Source organism: Mucilaginibacter sp. P4_G9, assembly GCF_056400985.1.
The window spans coordinates 1-19606 of sequence record NZ_JBFUKF010000063.1; the positions used below are offsets into that span (position 1 = coordinate 1).

The 19606-nt window shown below is 42.6% G+C and carries 19 protein-coding genes, 1 tRNA gene and 1 riboswitch; of the genes, 7 read left to right on the top strand and 13 right to left on the bottom strand.

The window, feature by feature from the left end; genetic code table 11:
* Nucleotides 1-86 precede the first annotated feature (86 nt).
* From AC1DPZ_RS08225 to AC1DPZ_RS08240, 4 genes are all read right to left on the bottom strand, one after another.
* Nucleotides 87-164, bottom strand: a tRNA-Val gene (locus tag AC1DPZ_RS08225).
* Nucleotides 165-294: 130 nt separating this feature from the next.
* Nucleotides 295-606, bottom strand: a complete 312-nt coding sequence (locus AC1DPZ_RS08230) for a hypothetical protein (RefSeq protein ID WP_477402504.1) — start codon at nt 604-606, stop codon at nt 295-297.
* A 499-nt stretch (nt 607-1105) separates the two neighbouring features.
* Nucleotides 1106-1555 (bottom strand): thioredoxin family protein, encoded by a 450-nt coding sequence (locus AC1DPZ_RS08235; RefSeq protein WP_477402505.1) that lies wholly within the window; start codon nt 1553-1555, stop codon nt 1106-1108.
* A 98-nt stretch (nt 1556-1653) separates the two neighbouring features.
* Nucleotides 1654-3351, bottom strand: a complete 1698-nt coding sequence (locus AC1DPZ_RS08240) for a DUF6600 domain-containing protein (RefSeq protein WP_477402506.1) — start codon at nt 3349-3351, stop codon at nt 1654-1656.
* Between the two features lie 244 nt (nt 3352-3595).
* Here AC1DPZ_RS08240 and AC1DPZ_RS08245 point away from each other — a divergent pair, with 244 nt between their 5' ends.
* Both AC1DPZ_RS08245 and AC1DPZ_RS08250 read left to right on the top strand, forming a co-directional pair.
* Nucleotides 3596-4558, top strand: coding sequence for an isopenicillin N synthase family dioxygenase (locus AC1DPZ_RS08245; RefSeq protein WP_477402507.1), 963 nt, complete (start codon nt 3596-3598; stop codon nt 4556-4558).
* A 94-nt stretch (nt 4559-4652) separates the two neighbouring features.
* Nucleotides 4653-5873: an immunity 26/phosphotriesterase HocA family protein gene (locus AC1DPZ_RS08250; RefSeq protein ID WP_477402508.1), complete on the top strand. Its 1221-nt coding sequence runs from the start codon at nt 4653-4655 to the stop codon at nt 5871-5873.
* 8 nt (nt 5874-5881) lie between these two features.
* Here the strand turns inward: AC1DPZ_RS08250 and AC1DPZ_RS08255 are convergent, their stop codons facing one another.
* Complete coding sequence (locus AC1DPZ_RS08255; RefSeq protein WP_477402509.1) at nt 5882-7120, bottom strand: MFS transporter; 1239 nt, start codon at nt 7118-7120, stop codon at nt 5882-5884.
* A 142-nt stretch (nt 7121-7262) separates the two neighbouring features.
* Here AC1DPZ_RS08255 and AC1DPZ_RS08260 point away from each other — a divergent pair, with 142 nt between their 5' ends.
* Complete coding sequence (locus tag AC1DPZ_RS08260) at nt 7263-8144, top strand: LysR substrate-binding domain-containing protein (protein ID WP_477402510.1); 882 nt, start codon at nt 7263-7265, stop codon at nt 8142-8144.
* 157 nt (nt 8145-8301) lie between these two features.
* Nucleotides 8302-8886, top strand: coding sequence for a CPBP family intramembrane glutamic endopeptidase (locus AC1DPZ_RS08265; protein WP_477402511.1), 585 nt, complete (start codon nt 8302-8304; stop codon nt 8884-8886).
* Nucleotides 8887-8891: 5 nt separating this feature from the next.
* Here the strand turns inward: AC1DPZ_RS08265 and AC1DPZ_RS08270 are convergent, their stop codons facing one another.
* Both AC1DPZ_RS08270 and tilS read right to left on the bottom strand, forming a co-directional pair.
* Nucleotides 8892-9377: a hypothetical protein gene (locus tag AC1DPZ_RS08270; protein ID WP_477402512.1), complete on the bottom strand. Its 486-nt coding sequence runs from the start codon at nt 9375-9377 to the stop codon at nt 8892-8894.
* Nucleotides 9374-10708 carry a tRNA lysidine(34) synthetase TilS gene (gene tilS, locus AC1DPZ_RS08275; RefSeq protein ID WP_477402513.1) on the bottom strand — a complete coding sequence of 445 codons (1335 nt, stop codon included), beginning with the start codon at nt 10706-10708 and terminating at the stop codon, nt 9374-9376. The genes AC1DPZ_RS08270 and tilS overlap by 4 nt, the downstream gene beginning before the upstream one ends.
* 51 nt (nt 10709-10759) lie before the next feature.
* Here tilS and AC1DPZ_RS08280 point away from each other — a divergent pair, with 51 nt between their 5' ends.
* Entirely contained in the window at nt 10760-13327 is a 2568-nt protein-coding gene (locus tag AC1DPZ_RS08280; RefSeq protein ID WP_477402514.1) for an OstA-like protein, read from the top strand.
* Here AC1DPZ_RS08280 and AC1DPZ_RS08285 read toward each other — a convergent pair.
* Entirely contained in the window at nt 13324-14715 is a 1392-nt protein-coding gene (locus AC1DPZ_RS08285) for a voltage-gated chloride channel family protein (protein ID WP_477402515.1), read from the bottom strand. The genes AC1DPZ_RS08280 and AC1DPZ_RS08285 overlap by 4 nt on opposite strands.
* A gap of 223 nt (nt 14716-14938) precedes the next feature.
* Nucleotides 14939-15003, bottom strand: a riboswitch (Fluoride riboswitch).
* Nucleotides 15004-15105: 102 nt separating this feature from the next.
* Here AC1DPZ_RS08285 and AC1DPZ_RS08290 point away from each other — a divergent pair.
* Nucleotides 15106-15588 carry a hypothetical protein gene (locus AC1DPZ_RS08290; RefSeq protein WP_477402516.1) on the top strand — a complete coding sequence of 161 codons (483 nt, stop codon included), beginning with the start codon at nt 15106-15108 and terminating at the stop codon, nt 15586-15588.
* Nucleotides 15589-15598: 10 nt separating this feature from the next.
* Here the strand turns inward: AC1DPZ_RS08290 and AC1DPZ_RS08295 are convergent, their stop codons facing one another.
* Genes AC1DPZ_RS08295 through AC1DPZ_RS08315 form a run of 5 tightly spaced genes read right to left on the bottom strand, consistent with a single transcriptional unit; the run spans nt 15599 to nt 19076 of the window.
* Nucleotides 15599-16264, bottom strand: a complete 666-nt coding sequence (locus AC1DPZ_RS08295) for a 4'-phosphopantetheinyl transferase superfamily protein (protein WP_477402517.1) — start codon at nt 16262-16264, stop codon at nt 15599-15601.
* Nucleotides 16261-16518, bottom strand: a complete 258-nt coding sequence (locus AC1DPZ_RS08300) for an acyl carrier protein (RefSeq protein ID WP_477402518.1) — start codon at nt 16516-16518, stop codon at nt 16261-16263. The genes AC1DPZ_RS08295 and AC1DPZ_RS08300 overlap by 4 nt, the downstream gene beginning before the upstream one ends.
* Nucleotides 16493-17794 carry a beta-ketoacyl-[acyl-carrier-protein] synthase family protein gene (locus tag AC1DPZ_RS08305; protein WP_477402519.1) on the bottom strand — a complete coding sequence of 434 codons (1302 nt, stop codon included), beginning with the start codon at nt 17792-17794 and terminating at the stop codon, nt 16493-16495. Before AC1DPZ_RS08305 ends, AC1DPZ_RS08300 begins: the two co-directional genes overlap by 26 nt.
* Entirely contained in the window at nt 17791-18252 is a 462-nt protein-coding gene (locus tag AC1DPZ_RS08310; protein WP_477402520.1) for a 3-hydroxyacyl-ACP dehydratase FabZ family protein, read from the bottom strand. Before AC1DPZ_RS08310 ends, AC1DPZ_RS08305 begins: the two co-directional genes overlap by 4 nt.
* A 17-nt stretch (nt 18253-18269) precedes the next feature.
* On the bottom strand, nt 18270-19076 hold the full coding sequence (locus AC1DPZ_RS08315) for an SDR family oxidoreductase (RefSeq protein WP_477402521.1): 807 nt from the start codon (nt 19074-19076) through the stop codon (nt 18270-18272).
* Nucleotides 19077-19392: 316 nt separating this feature from the next.
* Here AC1DPZ_RS08315 and AC1DPZ_RS08320 point away from each other — a divergent pair.
* A partial coding sequence (locus AC1DPZ_RS08320; protein ID WP_477402522.1) for a hypothetical protein occupies nt 19393-19606 on the top strand: 214 nt, incomplete at its 3' end.

Consider the following 19606-nt stretch of genomic DNA (forward strand, 5'->3'; position numbering starts at 1 on the left):
ACTTTGGTTGATTTGATATGGATAGAAACAAAAAACCCTGTAAATCAGCTAATTTACAGGGTTTTGGAAGTCTTTAATCTTCCACTTGGTGGGAGTTACTGGGTTCGAACCAGTGACCCTCTGCTTGTAAGGCAGATGCTCTGAACCAGCTGAGCTAAACTCCCTTCCTTTTGGGTCTGCAAATATAGAAGCTTTGATCTATTCTTCAAAAAATATTTTACATTTTATGTTAAATGGTTATTTATTAAGGTATTACATTTTTGCAGGCCATTTGCAAGGCTGCCGTAAGGGTTTTCACATAGCTATATTTTCATCGGGACGGGGGTCCTCCGGAAGTATTTCCATCTCAGGATCATCGATATAGTCGGCGTACCATTGTATGGCCCCTACAAGGTCAAGTGCGTCATCGGCCGCGATATCTATGGTTTCAAAGGCGTATAGCTTGCTATTGGCATAGCCATATAGCTGGATCTCATTGGCATCCGGACTAAACCCTTCTTCATCAAGACAAAAGACCCTAACCTTCAAACGGGTGTCCCTGGAATGGATGATATCCCGGCAAGGATTTTTAGGATCGGTTGCCAATAAGTAAACATTATAATCCATATAAGCAGTAACAATGTTTCTGGTTTATGGTTTCTGGAATGTTTATTTAAGTTGGCAAATTTTACCTGCAGGCATATGCCCCGCGTTATTGAGAATACTCAACTACAAATCAACCAGTTGTGCAATTTCTCCCCATTAGCCGGGGAAGAGTTTCCACAAATAAATTATGGCAGATATATAAATGTGCCTTTTTGTGCCTTTTAACTCCTATTTGATAATTGGCATCTCATTTGAATATAACTTAATACCCTTCTCAAAAGGGTTGTTTTTCATAGGTAGATGTAGGGCCGTAAAACTGCGAGAGTTTTCCGGCCTTTTTTTATTTCCGTCTTCCTTAATTTACTGCGCTTTCTTCCAAAAAGCGCAGGCAAAAGATTACTATTAGTTGCAACAATTGCTTTTGACCCTATTAAGCGTACCCAAGAGGCGCATTATTGCCCACACCTTCATCATTGCATAATAAAGGATTGCGGCTTTTGAGTTTGTTTAAACCGGACTATTATTTATTAAGGGCTTTTACACCAAATTTTATAAGGTCATCGGCCTTAATAAAGCCAACTGTACCGTAAACCGGGTTTCCTTTTGCATCAAAAATAATAAGTGTGGGATAAGCCCGCAGGCCCCATTGCACAGCCAGTTGCGGTCCATCTCCTTTTTCCATATCAATAGCTACATTCACAAAATTGTTGTTATAAAACTCGGCTACTTTATTGTTTTTAAAGGTAGTTGCCTTAAGCATTTTACATGGGCCGCACCAACTGGCATAGGCATCCACAAAAATATATTTGTTTTTGGCAGCAGCCTGCTTTAAAGCCTGGCTCCATGAATTTTCAATAAAATTGATCTGTGTTGATGTATTTACGGCCTGGGCCTTACCCTTTAACGGATAAAAAAATGGAAGCAATAAGGCAAAAACAACAAGATAACTAAGTTTGCGCAGGTATTTCATAATTAATTTGGCTTATATATAGCAGCAATAAAAATAGCACATATAAACTAATTAATGTTTGTTTATATGTGCTATTGATTATAATTTAAAACAGTTTTTTAATTGGCGGGCTTACGTTCGCGCTCTTTTTGCTGCTGCTGCTGGCGCTGCGCTTCCTGCTGCTGTTGGCGTTGCTGCCTTTGCGCTTCCTGCTGCTGCTGACGTTGCTGTTGGGCCTGCTCCTGTTGCTGCTGACGCTGCTGGGCTTGTTGCTGTCTTTGCGCTTCCTGCTGCTGCTGACGTTGCTGTTGGGCCTGCTCCTGTTGCTGCTGACGCTGCTGGGCTTGTTGCTGTCTTTGCGCTTCCTGTTGCTGCTGACGTTGCTGTTGAGCCTGCTCCTGTTGCTGCTGACGCTGCTGAGCTTGTTGCTGTCTTTGCGCTTCCTGTTGCTGCTGACGTTGCTGTTGAGCCTGCTCTTGTTGCTGCTGACGYTGCTGWACCTGTTGYTGTTTTTGCGCTTCCTGTTGCTGCTGGCGTTGTTGAACAGCCTGCTCCTGTTGTTGTTGACGTTGTTGAACCTGTTGCTGGCGTTGCGCTTCCTGCTGCTGTTGACGYTGCTGAACCTGTTGTTGTTTTTGCGCTTCCTGTTGCTGCTGGCGTTGTTGCTTTACCGGTTGCTGTCTTTGAGGGTTCTGCTGTTGCTGATCGCGCTGTTGTTGAACTTGCTGCTCTTTTTGAGCATCCTGACGTTGCTTAGCCTGTTGCTGGCGTTGTTGAACCGCTTGATTTTGTTGTTGATCGCGCTGTTGCCTGGCCTGGTTTTGCTGCTGATCTCTTTGCTGCCTGGCTTGCTCAGCGACCTGTTGCCTGTTTTGCTGATCATTTGGCCTTGCGTTTGGTTGCACCGGACGATTGTTATCCTGGGTCGCTTTTGCCGGTCTGTTGTTGTTAACCCTTACAAATTTAGTGTCGTTACTTTTAGCTACATCAGCTAATCGTGTGGCATTATTACGGTTTACAGTTGCTTGTCCGCCTGCACGGTTAGCTATGCCCTGGTTTGGGTTAGCTTTCCGGTATTCGACTGCATTGATGACCCTTGCAGGCCTTGCATCGGCTGATCTTGTTACCTGTGGACGATAAATATTTACTGTATTGTTCGCAACCCTGCCGCCGCCATCGGGCCTGTTGGTGTTGTTAACCCTATAAACCGGTACATTATTATTCCGGGTAACCCTCCTGATCTCGGCAACCCTTGGTCCGGCTATATACGTGCGGTTATTATAAACATACGTGTTGTTGATAACTGTAGTACGGTTTATAATATTAACTACCCGTGTATGTGGTGCATAATAATTATAAATATTAGGGCTGTTGATGTATGCCTGCGGAGCACATACCCAATATGAATCGGGCACGCGATAGCTGTTGCCGAATGACAGGCTGATGCTTATGCCCGGAGTTAAAGGAGCCCAGCCATAGTAGCCGCCGCCCCTGCGCCAGCTTACCCAGGCAGGAGCCCATTCATGGCCCGGAATCCATTCCCAGCCATAATAATTATCATAACGCCAGCGTCCGTAGTGGAAAGTTGCCCATCCCCAGGGATAATCAGATACCCAGGTATTACCATAATCGGTAACAACCCAATACCCGCGGGTTGCATATGGCCTAAAGCCGTCTTCCACATCAGGCACCCATACATTTCCGTATTGCGGGTCATCAACCCAGGTACCATAAGGGGAAAGTTCGTCATAAAATTCCTGGTCAGATACGTAGCCGCCCTCCTCCTGGGCCTTGCTTATAGTTGGTGCGGCAAGCATTATCAAAAATGCTATTAAGCTTAAACCGCATATTTTCCTTATATATTTCATTTTTTCATTCAGTTTTGTTGTCGATACTATGTGTATGACAAAACAAAGTATAAAACGTTTAACTGAAAAATTGTTTTATCCGGTTGCCATTGTTTGGATAGTGATTTAAAGGGTTAAACAATTTTTTATTTATACTTTGTACTTGCTAACTTAAAATTTAAATAATTTTACTTTTTATTATAAAGCGACAGCTATGAGCACAGTAAATATTCCACGACTTGATCTTAATAATTATATAAACGGCAACACTGCCGATCGTAAGCAGTTTTCTGACGATATCGGTAAAGCATTTAATGAAACCGGCTTTGTTACCATAACCAACCACGGCTTAAGCAAGCAATTAATAGATGAGCTTTATGAGCAGGTTAAAGCACTGTTTGCATTGCCCGATGCGGTAAAGCAAAAATATGAGATTCCGGGCCTGGCCGGCCAGCGCGGCTATACCGGTAAGGGAAAAGAAACAGCAAAAGGCTTTAAAACACCCGACCTGAAGGAATTTTGGCAGATTGGCCAAACCGTTACCGATGGTGACCCGATCAAAGATATTTACCCTGATAACGTAGTGGTTGATGAATTGCCATCATTTAATACTACTACGCTGGAGGTTTATAAAAAGCTGGAAGCTGCCGGCAAACACCTGCTGCAGGCCATTTCGGTTTATTTGAACCTGCCCGAAAATTATTTCGACGACAAAGTACACAACGGTAACTCTATATTACGCACGCTGCATTACTTCCCGATAACCGACCCTGATTCGGTTCCTGATGACGCAGTGCGTGCCGGTGCGCATGAGGATATAAACCTCATTACGCTGTTGATAGGTGCCAGCGCCGATGGCCTTGAACTGCTTACACGCGAAGGAGCCTGGTTCCCGGTTAAGGCCCATGGCGAAGACCTGGTAGTGAACGTTGGTGATATGCTGCAACGCTTAACCAATAATAAATTAAAATCAACCACACACCGTGTGGTAAACCCACCCCGCGAGCTGATGAAATATTCGCGTTTTTCGGTGCCATTTTTCCTGCACCCTAAATCGGGTATGGATCTGACGAGTTTGGAATCATGTATTGACTCCGATCACCCTAAATTATATTCCGATATCACTGCCGGGGAGTACCTGGATGAGCGGTTAAGAGAGATTGGTTTGAAGATGTAAAATATGAAAAGCCCTTTCCGGGTTGGCGAAGGCTTGGTGTATTGCCGGGATTTGCATAAGTAAAATACAACCTTAACCTCAATGTCACTTTTTAATGAAATTTGAATTAACCAACCCGCAAAGAATATATTTTGGCTTGGAACCTATCAATCCTGAATGGGAAAGGGTGATGCTCAAGGGAGATAACTACAGACAGGAAAGTATTCTTTATTTTGAGGGAGATGTCATTAAAAGGCATATCGTATCAACAGAAGATGGGTATGAAGAAAAGCAATACGACGAACTAACGAAATTGCGAACAGTACTGATGCCTAAAACTGGCAAGGGTAAAGAGAAAAAGCTTACTGCTTCGGTGTTAGAATCACGACATCCTATAGGTGTTTATTGCATAATTGATGTTTATGGAAAAATCTTTATAGGCAGTCATACCACACAAACTACGTTTTATGACAGCTGGTGGGAAGGAAACGGTATAGTAAAGAAAGACCTTATTGAATGGATTGATGAGTTTATCCAATCGGCTCCAAAGAATTATATTGCCGATTTAAATTTATTCAAAAAAGCTACCAGGAAGAATGTAAAGTATAAAGTGGGCGATTTTTTCACTTTTAAAATTAGCAGGAGCGAGTATGGCTTTGGTCGGATACTTTTGAATGTTGCTGAATTGAGGGCAAAATATCTACTTAAAGATGGGCATGGGCTTTCCTTATTTATGGCAAAACCCGTTTTAATTAAAATATACACTTATGTTGCTGATAGCAAAGAAATCAATATCGATAAGTTAGAAAGGTGCAGTGCCTTGCCATCTGACTATATGATGGATAATTTACTTTTTTATGGCGAATTTGAAATCATTGGACATAAAAAACTATTGAATAACGATTTTGATTTTCCAATGTCTCATGGTCGGCATATCTCACCGTCCAGGTTCAGCGTGTTTTTGCAGTGGGGAATGATCAGTGCAGAAATACCAGCTGCAGGTTTTAATAAATATGTAAATGTCGATAACCCCTTCGTGCCGGAAAACAGCCCTTCAAGAAAAGCATACAATCCGTTTGGGTATTATGGGATCGGTTTTAGACCTAAATTTAACACCATTGATATAAAAGAAACGATTGCGAACAACGGCGAATATGATTATCAAAAACGTCCTGGTTACAAAATGCATTTTGACCTTCGCAATCCCCAAAACCGTGAAATCAGGGCCGAAATCATGAAGCAATTCGGCCTCGACCCAGACAAAGGCTACGAAGAAAATTGTGATCTAACTAAAACAATTAAAACCGTCGAACTTCTAAAGAAGATAGGCAATTAACGCAACACTTATTTAGCCAACATAGCCTTCCCGCCTATATTGTCCTTTGCTTCCTGCCTTCTCTTATACAAAACAAAAACACCTGTTGCCAGCAGTCCTATCGCACCTTCAATAAAAACCGCCTGCCTTGGGCCAAGCTCATTGGCCAGCCAGCCCACTAATAAGCTACCTACGGGGATCATTCCCTGGTATGCCATAACATAATAGCTTATAGCCCTTGCGCGCATGGCCGGTATAGCATGTGTTTGAATATAGGTATTGATGGCCGATGTTTGCGCCATCATCCCCAAACCGGTAAAGCCCATAAATATTAAAGCGAATGGCAGTTTGCCGGCATAAGCCACCATCAGTACGGCCGATCCGAAAATGAGGCTTGCTGTAATGATGATCTTTACCAGGTTTTTACCTGTTTTTAAATTGGCCAAATAAACCGCGCTGATCACCGAACCTACACCCGCGGCGCTTTCAAACCAGCTAAAGGTTTTGGCATCCCCATTAAAAATATCTTTTGCAAAAATGGGCATCAGGGTATTAAAGGGGATCACAAATAAGCTACTTATGGTAAGCATCAGGATCAGGCTGCTCAGGTCGCGGTCGCCCGACACATATTTAAAACCGTCCTGCAGCTCTGCCCAGATGCTTTTTTGCAGTTTGCTTGTTACGGTTGTATTCAGCTTCATCATAAATAAACAGGCCAGCACGGGTATATAGCTTAAAAAGTTGCCGAAGAAACAAAAGTCCTCCCCAAAAGTGCTTAAAATTATACCCGCCACGGCTGGCCCCGCGATACGTGCAAAATTGGTCATCGTGGAGTTTACCGCGATGGCGTTGGGCAGGTCGGCTTTATCATCAACCATTTCTACCATGATAGATTGGCGGCAGGTAACATCAAACGCGTTGATGATGCCCTGCACCAGGCTCAACCCAATAATGGCCGGGATGTTATAAAACTTAAACAATATTAAAAAGGCCAGTGCACCGGCCTGCAGCATGGATACTACCTGGGTTATAACCAATATACGGTAACGGTTATGCCTATCGACAATACTGCCTGCATACGGCGCAAGGATTAACGAAGGGATCAGGCTTACAAAGCTAACTATACCTAACAATACTGCCGAGCCGGTGAGCCTGTAAACCAGCCAGCTTACAGCTGTTTTTTGCATCCAGGTACCAATAAGAGAGATAGACTGACCGTAAAAAAACAACTTGAAATTACGGTATTTTAAAGAGCGGAAGACATTCATTTATTCATTCATTACAAAAGCAAATCCAGGGGAGATCTTAATACAAGACTATTGAAATTGTTTATGATGCAAATATCCGCAATGATGATATATTTGTAAAATAGATTGTTTTAATAGAAATGATCGTTAAAAACGATTGATTATGGAGCTTAGGCAATTACAGTATTTTGTAAAAGCGGCCGAAACGATGAACTTCACCGAAGCCGCGGCGGCTGTATTTATTACCCAGAGCACGTTGTCGCAGCAAATTAAGCAGTTGGAGGAAGAGCTGGGACTGCTTTTGTTTGACAGGGTGGGCAAACATGTGCGCATTACCGAAGCGGGGCACATATTTTTAATACACGCCCGCAAAATACTGGCAGCGGTACAAAAAGGCAAACAAGCCATTGCCGAGCTTAATAGCGCAGCCACCGGCGAATTGAACCTTGGCGTTTCATACGCTTTTACCTCGCTGTTGTTGCCGGCCCTTGCACCGTTTTCTACCAAATACCCGGGGATTAAAATTTTTATTACCTATGGCAATCCCGAAGACCTGGAGAAAAAGCTTCGCTTATCCGAGTTGGATATGATCCTGGCTTTTCATAATGAGTCGGACGATGAGGACCTGGAAATGCAATGGCTTTTTAGTTCGAGTATTGTAATGGTGGTGGATAAAAACAATCCCCTGGCTAAACTCGAAAAAATTAACCTGAAAGACCTGGCCGCGCTCGACCTTGTGTTACCGGGCAAAGGGTTCAGCTCCCGCGAATTCATTAATGAGTTATTTTACAAAAGTAAAATAACCCCAAACATTAAAATTGAGTTGAATGATGTGCATTCGCTGCTCTCATTAGTTCAAAGCGGCCATTGGGCTACCATACTTAATGAAAAAGCACTTATAGGATGGGATAAAGTGGCGGCTGTTCCCATTATTGCAAAGGGAATCAAGCGGCAATCATATATCCTGTGGCAAAAAGGTGTTTACCGCAAAAAGGCCGCTATTTTATTTATTGATGAACTGATGAGCATTATGGGGCAGGAGTAAGGCCAAAACTATACCTTATTTTCAGTATCATTGGATAACTAAACCAGGGGTGATGGTATCATTGACAAATAGGAAAGAAAACACAGTTATTTTAAACGGTCTTATAATAACGGTTGCATTGCTTTTTTGCTTAACAGTTGGCTCAAAAATATTCTCGATGCTTACCGCTCATAGTTTACCCATGCAAACCCGTTTCACAATAACCAGGATAGCATTCTGGTTGTGTTTTGCTGTTATTTACCTGTACGTTTTAAATAAAGAAAAGCAGCCCTTTTTATTATGGACCGAGAATCGTTATTCAATAGGGTTTTCTATACTATCGGTTTTTGCAATCCTGATGATTATACTGATAGGGGTAATTATAATCGCCCTGCCTTTTAAACTATGGGGCGCGCTTAAAGTAAGCAATGTTATGCTATTGATGCTTAAGTTTAGTATTCCGGTTAAACTATTCGGCATTTTTACAGCAGGGTTACTGGAAGAATTGATTTTCAGGGGGTATATGATGCCAAGATTGAGCCTTTTTTTTAAAGGCAAACATTTACCTGTAATTATTTCTTCGGTAATTTTTAGCCTGGGGCATATCGGGTACGGTACTGTAATAAATGTATTGATCCCTTTATTAATCGGGTTGGTTTTTGGTTACCACTACCATAAATACCGCAACCTAAAAATCCTTATTACTTGCCATCTCCTGATAGACTATAATGCATTAATAGGATTTTTTCATACGAGGCACTAAGGAACTTACTTTTTCATCTCTTCCCTTATCGCCCTTAAAAACTCATTGACATGCTGCGAGCCTATGATGTAAACCAGGCCGTCTCTATCTGTTAAATGAATGGCGTCATTCCCGGCAGCATAAAAACGAATGGTGCCCTTGGTATGCAGGTTATAAACGGGGTTATTAAAAAGGTAACGGCTGTATAATCCTTTTTCGGCTTTTACAATGCCATTCAGGTCGATTTTTACAACGCGGGCGGTCCATAAGCCGCTAAGGCGGATGCTTTTATTTTCTACCGTGGTACTATAATGCAGCAGAAAGCCCATAATGATGGATATGATGATAATAGCGAAGCCAACTACCACCAGCAAATCGCCGTTGCGCTCCCGCTCATCGGTAAAAAAGTAGGCTGCAAAGCAAAACATAGCCAAAACCAGGCGTATGGTAATAGGGATGAATTCACGGCCCAGGTATTGCTTTTCTACAAATACAGTTTTCTCGCTTGTCATAATTTGTACAATTCGAATATAGTAACTTTTTTAGTGTTATTGTTTACTTTATACCTTTCGTCGGGGCGGAGACCTGCCACCCAAATTATATCGCCGTTGCCATTCACCAGTATGGGCACGTCCTCCTTTTGATGTAAGGGTAACTTCTGGTTGATAAAATAATCACTCAGTTTTTTTCGTCCCTTCATCCCCAGCGGATAAAAATAATCGCCTTCCTGCCATGCCCGTATCGTGAGCGGATATACCACCAAAGCCGCGTCAACTGATGTTGCCAGCGGGTTATCTTTTATAATTAGCGGACTATCATCATGTAACAAATTAAGCTTATATCCGCCGTAATAAACCTCATGTTCCTGCTCCGGTATGCTCACAGCTTCCTGCACTCCGGTTTTCTTTTGTTTAATGATCAGCCTGTCGCGGTCAAGCACCAGTAAATACCCGGCTGATTCAAAGATCCGGCCCGAATGCTTATCTAATACCGATAGCACATCATCAACGGTTGTTTCATTAAAACCGTATTGCTGTAATAACTTAAATAGCAAAAGACGGGGCGGGTTTAGTTTTTTAATATCGGCAAGCAATAAAAACGTTTCATCCTTCCCTTGCTGTAAAATCGTTTTCTTTAATGCGGCAACCTGGTTCTCCAATAAGAGTTCCAGGTCCCTGAAATGTTTCAGGTTATTTTCAAAAGTTTTTTCGAGCGATGGGTTTAGCTCCTTTAGTTTGGGCACCACCTTCAGCCTTATCATATTGCGGGCATATTTTGCAGAAGCGTTTGAGCTGTCTTCCACAAAGTTCAATTTATTGGCGGCTACAATGGCAGCTATTTCTCCGCGTTTTAAAAACAGCAGTGGGCGCACCAGCATCCCGTTTTTGGGCAATATGCCGTGTAAGCCAGCAATGCCGGTTCCGCGGGTAAGATTTAACAATATTGTTTCAATCGCATCGTTTTGGTGATGTGCAAGCGCAATGGCCTGGTAATCCGATTGCTGGCATAAAGTATCAAACCATTGGTAACGCAGTTCGCGGGCGGCCATCTGGATAGATATTTTATGTACGCCGGCATATTGTATGGTATCAAAATTGATGGTATGAAAGGGTACCCGCAGTTTATTAGCCAGGTTATTGCAAAACTCCTGATCGCGCAGGGCTTCATCGCCCCGTAACTGAAAATTGCAGTGAGCAATGCTAAAATTAATTCCCGAAGCCTTTAATAAGTGAGTCATTAAAACAGAATCCATACCACCGCTTACAGCAGCCAAAACCTTGCTGTCGGGTGCAAACAAGGCATTTTGTTCAATAAAATTAACAAATTGGATAACTGGAAGCATTCATCAAAATTATTAATTTAATAACCCCAACAAAAAACTAATTTTGCCGCAGTGAGAAAATATGTTTTAAGCTTTTTGTTATTGATGATGGCGGCCACGGTTATGGCTCAAAAAAAATCAATTGTAAACCTGATACAATCAGAAAGCAGCACCCGCGCAATAATAAATGGCCGCGATGTTATTAAGGTTTATAAGGGGGTATTTAAACAGGATTTTTCACTCTTACGGTCGGATAGCGCCTATTTCTATCCGCAGGATAATGCTTTCGATGCTTTTAGCAACGTAAACATTAACCAGGGAGATACGCTGAACATCTACTCGGACAAGTTAAACTATAACGGTAATACAAAAATTGCCATTTTAACCAATAATGTTAAAATGGTGGATAAGGACGCTACCCTTACCACCGATTACCTTACCTACAATACAGCAACGCGCATAGGAACTTATACAGGCGGCGGTAAGCTTATTAACAAAGATAATGTGCTCACCAGTAAAAACGGCTACTACTTCGCCTTCTCGCGCGACTCCTATTTTCGCTATGATGTGGTTTTAAATACGGTTGATGCTATCATCAAAACCGATACCATGAAATATAACACGGGTACCCGCATCGCATTCTTTTATGGCCCAACCAATATTTACGGCAAAAAAGACAAAGATACTTTGTATACCGAGAACGGGCAGTACAATACCGTTACAGAACAGGCGCGCTTCGGCAAAAAAAACCACTATAAGCAAGGCACAAAATCACTAAAAGGCGATAGTTTGTTTTACGATAAGCTGAAAGGATATGGCCGGGCGGTTAAAAACGTCACCTTTATTGACCGGGAACAAAAAATAACCATGAAAGGCAACCTGGCCGAATATTTTAAAGCCGATGAGCGCACCATGGTTACCCAAAACGCTTACATGGTATTGGTTACCGAACAAAAAGACACCACGAAAACAGATTCGGTGCCGCCCGCAACACCTACTGCTAAAACCAAAACGCTTAAACCCCCACCCAATACCATGAAGATAACCAACATGGCAAACCTGGCAGGGCAAATTCAGCCTAATACTGTTGTATCAAAAAAAGACTCGGCTAAAATTGATTCCGCAGCACGGAAGTTAACCGTTCCTAATAAAGTGGTTACACCGGAACAGATTAAAAATATAGCCGATGTGGCCAATATGGCGGGCCAGATTAAACCTAAATTAACAAAAAAAGACTCGGTTAAAATTGATTCCGTAGTAAAAGGAGTATCCGCGCAAGCAAAAAACATAAGCCCGGCCGATGCCAAAAAGAAGATAGGCAATTTGGCAGCAGCGGTTAAACCTGTTAAGGATACAAAAAATATAAAGACCCAGGCAGATACAGCTAAAGCCGGAAAAGTAAAGCAGGATTCTGTTTATATGACGGCCGATACGCTGGAAACCCAGATACTGACCTATAAAAACCTGAAGCTGTACCAGGAAAAACAACGACTGGCTTTTTCCTATGTTCGCGATACATCGGCGGCAGCAAGGAAACAGATCACCGAAAGTAAAAAACTATCCAAAGCACTGGTGGCCCGAAGGCTTTCGATACCCAAAGATACAACCTACAGGCACACTGATTTTTTTGGACATCCCAAAGTGATAATAGATACTACGCAAATAAAAAAAGATAAATTATCGGCTATAAAAAAAGCAAGGCAGGATAGTATACGGGCCGAGGAGATTAAGCGGGACCCGGTATTTGCCCAACGCGAAATTAAATTGCAGGATACGGCGCGTGTGAGGATTGTGATAGCGCATCATCACGCAAAATTGTTTAAATCGGATCTGCAGGGGAAGGCCGACTCGATTTTTTACAGCAACAGCGATTCTACCATCAGGTGTTATGTAAATCCTATGTTCTGGACACAGGGCTCACAACTATCCGGCGATACCATCTACGTGCAGATGCGGAACAAAAAAATGGACAATATGGAGCTGTTCCCTTCAGCATTTGTTGTAAATATCGAAAAGAATGATTCGTTGTTTTTTAACCAGATGGGTGGAAAAAAAATGCGCGGCTTTTTTAAAAACGATAAGTTGGATAAGATGTACACGGTTGGCAATGCCGAAAGCATATACTTTAAAAGGGATAGTGTGAGCAATACAGTTGAAGGGATGCAGCGATCGCTCAGCAGCCGTATGGTGGTATCCTTTAAAAACAGTAAGCTTACCAGTATCCGTTTTATGACCAAGCCCGAGAATCGCTACCTGCCCCTAAAAAAAGTAGTAGAGGATGATAAGATATTAAAAGGTTTTATTTGGAAACCAAAGGACAGGCCTGTATCAAAGGAGTCTATCATCTCGCCGCGCAAAACACCTGATGTAAAGCCACCGGGAGGCAAATTGCCGGTAAAAGGCAAGCCAGCCAATTTACCCGGCACAAAGCCAGGTAAGCCCGCTGTTGCCGATAGCCTGAAAAAGCCATTATTAATGGGCAAGGATAGTTTGCTTAAAACTGATACTACAAAGCAGAAACCGATTAAAACGGCAACAGATACGGTTGCTAAAACCCAGCCCGTTCCATTGCCGCCGCCGGTGAAAGCTCCAAAGGATACAGTTAAAAGCCCGGCTAAAAAGCCTGAACGGCACAATTAGTCTTTTTTTGTTTTAGCCTTTAGTTTATATTTTTCCAGTTTTTTCTGTACATAAGTCAGCCTTCGGTTACCGGCTTCACCTATAGTGGCCGCATCAGAAAAGCGGCTCTGTATTTTAGCTACGCCTATTCGTTGCGAACCGTAAATGCCCGAATGGCCGCTAAAAAAGTAGGCTGTAAAACAGGCCACCGCGAAAAACAGTGCGTATTGCCCGCCAAAAAGCTCAACACCCATAAATGTGCAGGCCAGGGGTGTATTGGTTGCGCCCGCGAAAACAGCGATAAAGCCCAATGCCGCAAAAAGACTAACCGGTGCATCCATTAATACTGACAAGGTATTGCCCAGGGTGGCCCCGATATAAAACAAAGGAGTAACCTCGCCTCCTTTAAAGCCGCTTGCCAGGGTGATTGTGGTATAAATAGTTTTCCAGAGCCAGCTCCAGGTATTGGCGCCACCGGCGTTAAATGCTGATGGAATGGTGACAGCGCCTATATGTTCAGGGTCGATCCCCAGGCTCAGGTAATCGGGTTTGCCTATAAGAGCTGTTAAACCGATAATGGTCAACCCGCCAATTACAGGTATCATCCATTGTTTGGAAATTCGTTTTACAAAAAACGCTTTAATGCCATGAACCATGTAGGCAAACAGGTAACTGGCCAAACCAAAGGCCACAGATGCAATGATGACCTTAGCCAGTAATAAAAAATCAAAAGCGGTATATACAGAATACCAATGAGAGGTGCCTGCCAAAACAACAATATGATAAGCAGTATGGTGAACACCCCATGTGGCAACGGTAACATCGCCAACAATGCCCGCTATTAAACATGGCAGCAGTGCATTGTACTGGATGCGGCCGATGGTTAAAACTTCCATAGCAAATATGGCCCCGGTTAGCGGTGTTCCGAAAACCGCTCCGAAACCAGCCGCGATACCGGCAATTAGTACAATGCTGGTATCGGCTTCAGTAAGTTTAAACCATTTGCCAAATGCCTGGGCAATGCTGCCGCCTATCTGCACTGCTGTGCCCTCGCGCCCTGCCGAGCCACCAAAAAGGTGCGTAATAATGGTGGCGAGCAGCACAATCGGCCCCATACGCTTAGGGACGCCGCAGCCGGGTTGATGGATCTCATCTATGATCAGGTTGTTTCCTTTTTCGGATGAGCCGCCAACCAGTTTATATATAAAGTGGATAGCAATACCCGCAACAGGTAAAAAATACAACAGGTAAGGATGTTTAAACCTGAAATGAATAGACCAGCTAAGCAGCCATAAAAACAAAGCCACCAGGCTGCCAATCGCTATCGCTATGGGGATGATGATGAGTGTCCACCTCAACAGGTTTTTCACTATCGAAAAATGTTCTGACAGAAATACTTTATCGTTCATTGTATGGCGATGCTAATTTAGTTTTAAAACTGATTGATTGTTAGTAAAGCATAGAAACTTCGATATAGAAATACTGATGCAGGATACCTTAAATAATACCGGATTGGAGAAAGAAAAATGCGCTGTATTAAGCTGTATTAAACGGCAGTGTGTGTTTGAAATGGATTTGATCTGAAAATTTTTCACCTACAAAAAATTAGTGCAGGATAAATCCCGCGGGTTAATTATTGTAGGCGCCATTAGCTTTTTAGGGCGGTTAAGTAGGAAGACACCATTTCCTTTGAAACAAATATAATAAAATCTATCCTAATTCCCCTTACAAGGGCAACTTTGAACTTCCCTTGTGCGACTCCCGTCTTTGCACAAAATAATCATAAATTCACAACCATCATGCAAACCGAACAACAACTGCGCAAAAAAGTTAAAATCTGGGTCATCGTATTCATTATCGGGTTGGTATTAAGCGGGGTAACAGCCTTCCCGATTGAAAGCGAGCTGGCTTTTTTGGCAGCGCATGCCAATATATTTCCATCCTTTATGCAGGGTTGGATAGCAAAAGTTTACCTGGCCGTAAAAACAACCAACGAAAATTATCCCTATTTAAGCTATGGCACCGACTGGCTTGCTTTTGGTCACCTGGTTATTGCCACTGCGTTCATCGGCCCGTTAAAAGATCCGGTTAAAAATATCTGGGTAATTCAGTTTGGAATGATAGCCTGCGTTATGGTGTTCCCGCTGGCTTTTATAGCCGGACCTATCCGCGGCATCCCCATTTACTGGCGCTGTATAGATTGTTGTTTCGGTATCTTCGGTTTTATCCCGCTGTATATTTGCTATCGCGATATTAAAAAGATTGAAGCCTTAACTTCCTGAAATAAGCCCATCACAAAAAAAACGCATATGCTATGTAATGACCATGATGGGTTAACGAAACCGGCACATCTATCTCATTATCAACGCTATACAAAACAGGGCAGCCCGATGGATTTTTGATAATAGTTAAATTGCCTGGCTCTAAAACGGCAGCCAGCTTATTTAACAGGAATTGTCGCACTGCTTTTGATTGGTATTCCGGGTCGCTTTGGTCTATGCGGTTAATGCCCCAGTAAATATTTTCAAGTTTATTGGTATTATTAACAAATGTGGCAATGTAACTGGAACTTACTATGGACCGGGAATAGAATGTATCTGCCCCAAAAGCAATAGTGCCATTGTAGGTGATTTGAGAATCAAAGCCTTTTGCTTCAATTTCAGATTGGGTTACTGCCGTAGTTACAATGGCCCCGGGGGATTCAATTTGCTTAATTACAATTTTTGAGGGAGAAAATACAAGACTGGGATTGTGCCTTCGCATGAACTTGTAAACCGACTCTTTAACCGACCATACCATCCATACAAAATACTCAAACGGCATACCGGCCAGGTGAGGCTGGCCGTGCAAAGCCGTTTCGGTACCGGTAATAAACTTTGTATAAAACCTTTGATCTTTTGTGCGTTTGGCGTCGATGATCCGGAGGTCTACAATATCATTACCGGCACTTATGATCATGTTTGCTGGTTGGTTTTTTCTTCTATTACATCAATACAGCCGCCCACATTCATCATTTTATCGGCAGCATCGTAGTCTATCTCGATATCGTATTTAGTTTCGGCATCAATAATGATATCAACAAGATTAGCCGAATTGATTTTTAGGTCTTTAATAAGGTCGGTGCTTTCATCAATGTTAGCCAGTGTTTCTTTATCAAGGGTATATGGCGATAAAACCTTTTTTAGTTCAATTAAAATTTCTTGTCGTGTCATTAGGGTTAAATTTAGAAAATATTAAGCAGGAATTAACGTCGCCAAAGCCAAAATTAGCCTTTGCAACGATATTAATTTCTTTATTGACTACGGAAACAGGCAAACGGTTTAAGCCGATATAATTACTTATTTCCGGATTAGGATCATCAAGGTTAACATTCGGGTGTGCAAAGCCATGCACAATTTGCAATATTGATGCCACCGATTCAATTGAACCAGCCGCGCTTAAGCAATGGCCGATCATTGATTTGGGGGAATTCATCAGCGGAAAATCGTCACCTGATCTGTTCAGGGCCTTGCACCAGTTTTGAATTTCCTGCATATCGGCATTAGTAGCAGTCAGGTGGCCGCTGATTAGATCAACATCATGCCCGCCGATCCGGGAATTGGCCATGGCTTCCTCTATACACCTTACCACGCCCACCGGGTTGGCCGCCGTCATGGATCCACCTGTACGCTGCCCGCCACTGATGGTTGATCCGCCCAAAACTTCGGCATAAATTTTTGCTCCCCGGGCAGTTGCAAATTCAAGGTCTTCTAAAACTAAAGCCGCCGCGCCCGATCCGGGGACAAAGCCGCCGGCCGTGAGGCTCATTGGCCGTGATGCTTTTTCAGGCTGATCATTAAACTTTCGGGACAGTACCCGCATGGAATCAAACGAGCCGAATACATAAGTATCCACATACTCGCTGCTGCCAACCAGCATCCGCTTGGCATAACCATCTTTAATGGTTTCGTATCCCATTAAAATGGCCTGGGTACCCGTAGCACAGGCCGCCGAATTGGTAATTACTTTATTGCCAAGTCCTAATCTGCCCGATATGTAGGAGGTAACGCCGCTGTTCATAGCTTGTTCAACCACGCGCGAACCCAATTTTTTTGCTTCTTTATTATCAACCCGGGTAATTACATTTTTCATGGCTTCGGTATCAGATACGCTGTTACCAAAAATGCAGCCGGTTTCCCAGCGGGGCTCGTCGGTATCATAAGCCAGGCCGGCGTCGGCCCAGGCATCAAGGGCGGCCATTAGGCCATAGCCAATATTGGTTCCCTTTAAACCATGAAAGGTAACTTCGGATATGTAGTTTTTATTTTTAAGATCTTCGAGCAAAAAATCCGGCTTGCCGGCAACATGGCAGCTAAATTTAAGCTCCTCATACAAGGGCATAAGCTTTATGCCAGATATTCCATTTTGTATAGCATTTAAAAACGCGCTGACCCCTATTCCGTTTGGCGCTACCACACCCATTCCTGTAACTACTACGCGCCTGCTCATTTTATATCAATATGTTTAATAATACCGGCAAATGTTCCGCGTGCTACAAGCTCTTTTGAGCTATCCAGCATCTCGACGGTGCATTTTAGCTTACCAAAACGAAAATATTGTTTTTTGGAAATAACCGTAACTTTTTGGCCCGGCAAAACCATTTTATAAAAAGAAACATCGGTTGATGTAAGCACGGGATATAAGGATGAGTCGTTCGTAAAATCATTACCCGGCTCTTTCATAATTAAAAATATGCCCAACACAACTAATCCTATCTGGGCCATAATTTCGGTAATGATAACGCCGGGTGTAACCGGGTTGCCTTCAAAATGGTCCTCGTAAAAAAAGGCATCCTGCTTTAATGTAAAATCGCCTGTAACCCCATTCTCATTTAACGACGTGATGTTATCAATAAAACGAAAAGTGGATTTATATGGTAAGTGGTTAAGAATATGGTTATTCATCATGTATCAAAAACTAATAATTATAAACAATGCTCACCCCCGTCTACATGAATTAATGAACCATTTATCCAAAATGCTTCATCGGTACAAAGCATATATATTACGTTTGCAACATCTGCTGCCCTGGTTATGCGGCCCATCGGATTGTTTGCACCAGCCAATGCTATCAACTTATCGCTGCCCGGGATCTTTTTTAACGATGGTGTTTCGGTAACGCCCGCCTGTACCACGTTTGTTTTTAACCCGTAGCGGCTAAACTCAACCGCCATGTATTTGGTAAGGCTCTCCAATGATGCTTTTGCAATGGATACTGCCGCATAGCTTTCCCAATATTTATGCGCACCATCGCTGGTAAGGCCAATCACTCTCGCATCGGCATTAAAAAGCCCGGCTTCTAACAGCAGCCTTGTCCAGTCTAACAAACTGTTACTCATAGCGTAGGTTGTTGCCTGTATATCTTCAATTGAAAGAACGGAAACGTTATCAGCTTCTGCAGCAAGCGGTTTTAAATTGCCCCGGGCTATAGAATGCAGCAATAACTTAACACAATGTTTATGTACAGCAACCTGGGCAAATTGTTTTAAAAATAAATCGCGACCGGTTTGTTCAAGCGCATTTATGTTAAAAGGTAAAATGGTAACGCTGTTTTCTGCCGCTATTGTGGCAAGTTTTTGTTTAAGCGGTTTTTCGGTAATGGCAGTTTCACGGTACAAAACGGCAATGTTCATGCCATGCGCGGCCAATTTTTGCAACGTCGCAAAACCAAAACCGCTCGATCCTCCTAAAATTACTGCCCAGGAGCCAGCAAACTGTTGAGTTTTATCCATGTAAACCGCTTATTGCTACTTTCATTACTTTATTATCGGAAGATACTGTTAAATATTTATGCTATTAAGTTCCTTAAAAAAATTCAAACCCCAAAGTAAGCGAAAGAAAACCGGTTTTTAATGGTTCAACTGCTATTTATTAGACTATAAGTTAAACCATTATCAGTATAAAACATCTTAAATAGTATTGCTTTAATTTACCCGCAGTAAAAACTTAAAACTAAATGTGGGTTAAAAGGTTGCGCATACTACTATATTGGTAAAGCAACCAGGTGGTTTGTGCAGCACGTATTATTTATTACATTTGGTTAGGTTTATGAAGAATTATATAAAAAGTCGCATTGCTTTTGTTTGTTTGTTCCTGGCGATTTTATTTGCGGGCAATGCAAAAGTTTTTGCGCAAAAATCGGAAAGAGCCGCTTTTTATAAAGCAATGGCATCTGATGATATTGAGGAGATTAACCAGGAATTAGCCGTTTTTACTGATGCCGGTACCGAAGTTAAAGCCGGATATGAGGGTGCTTTATTAA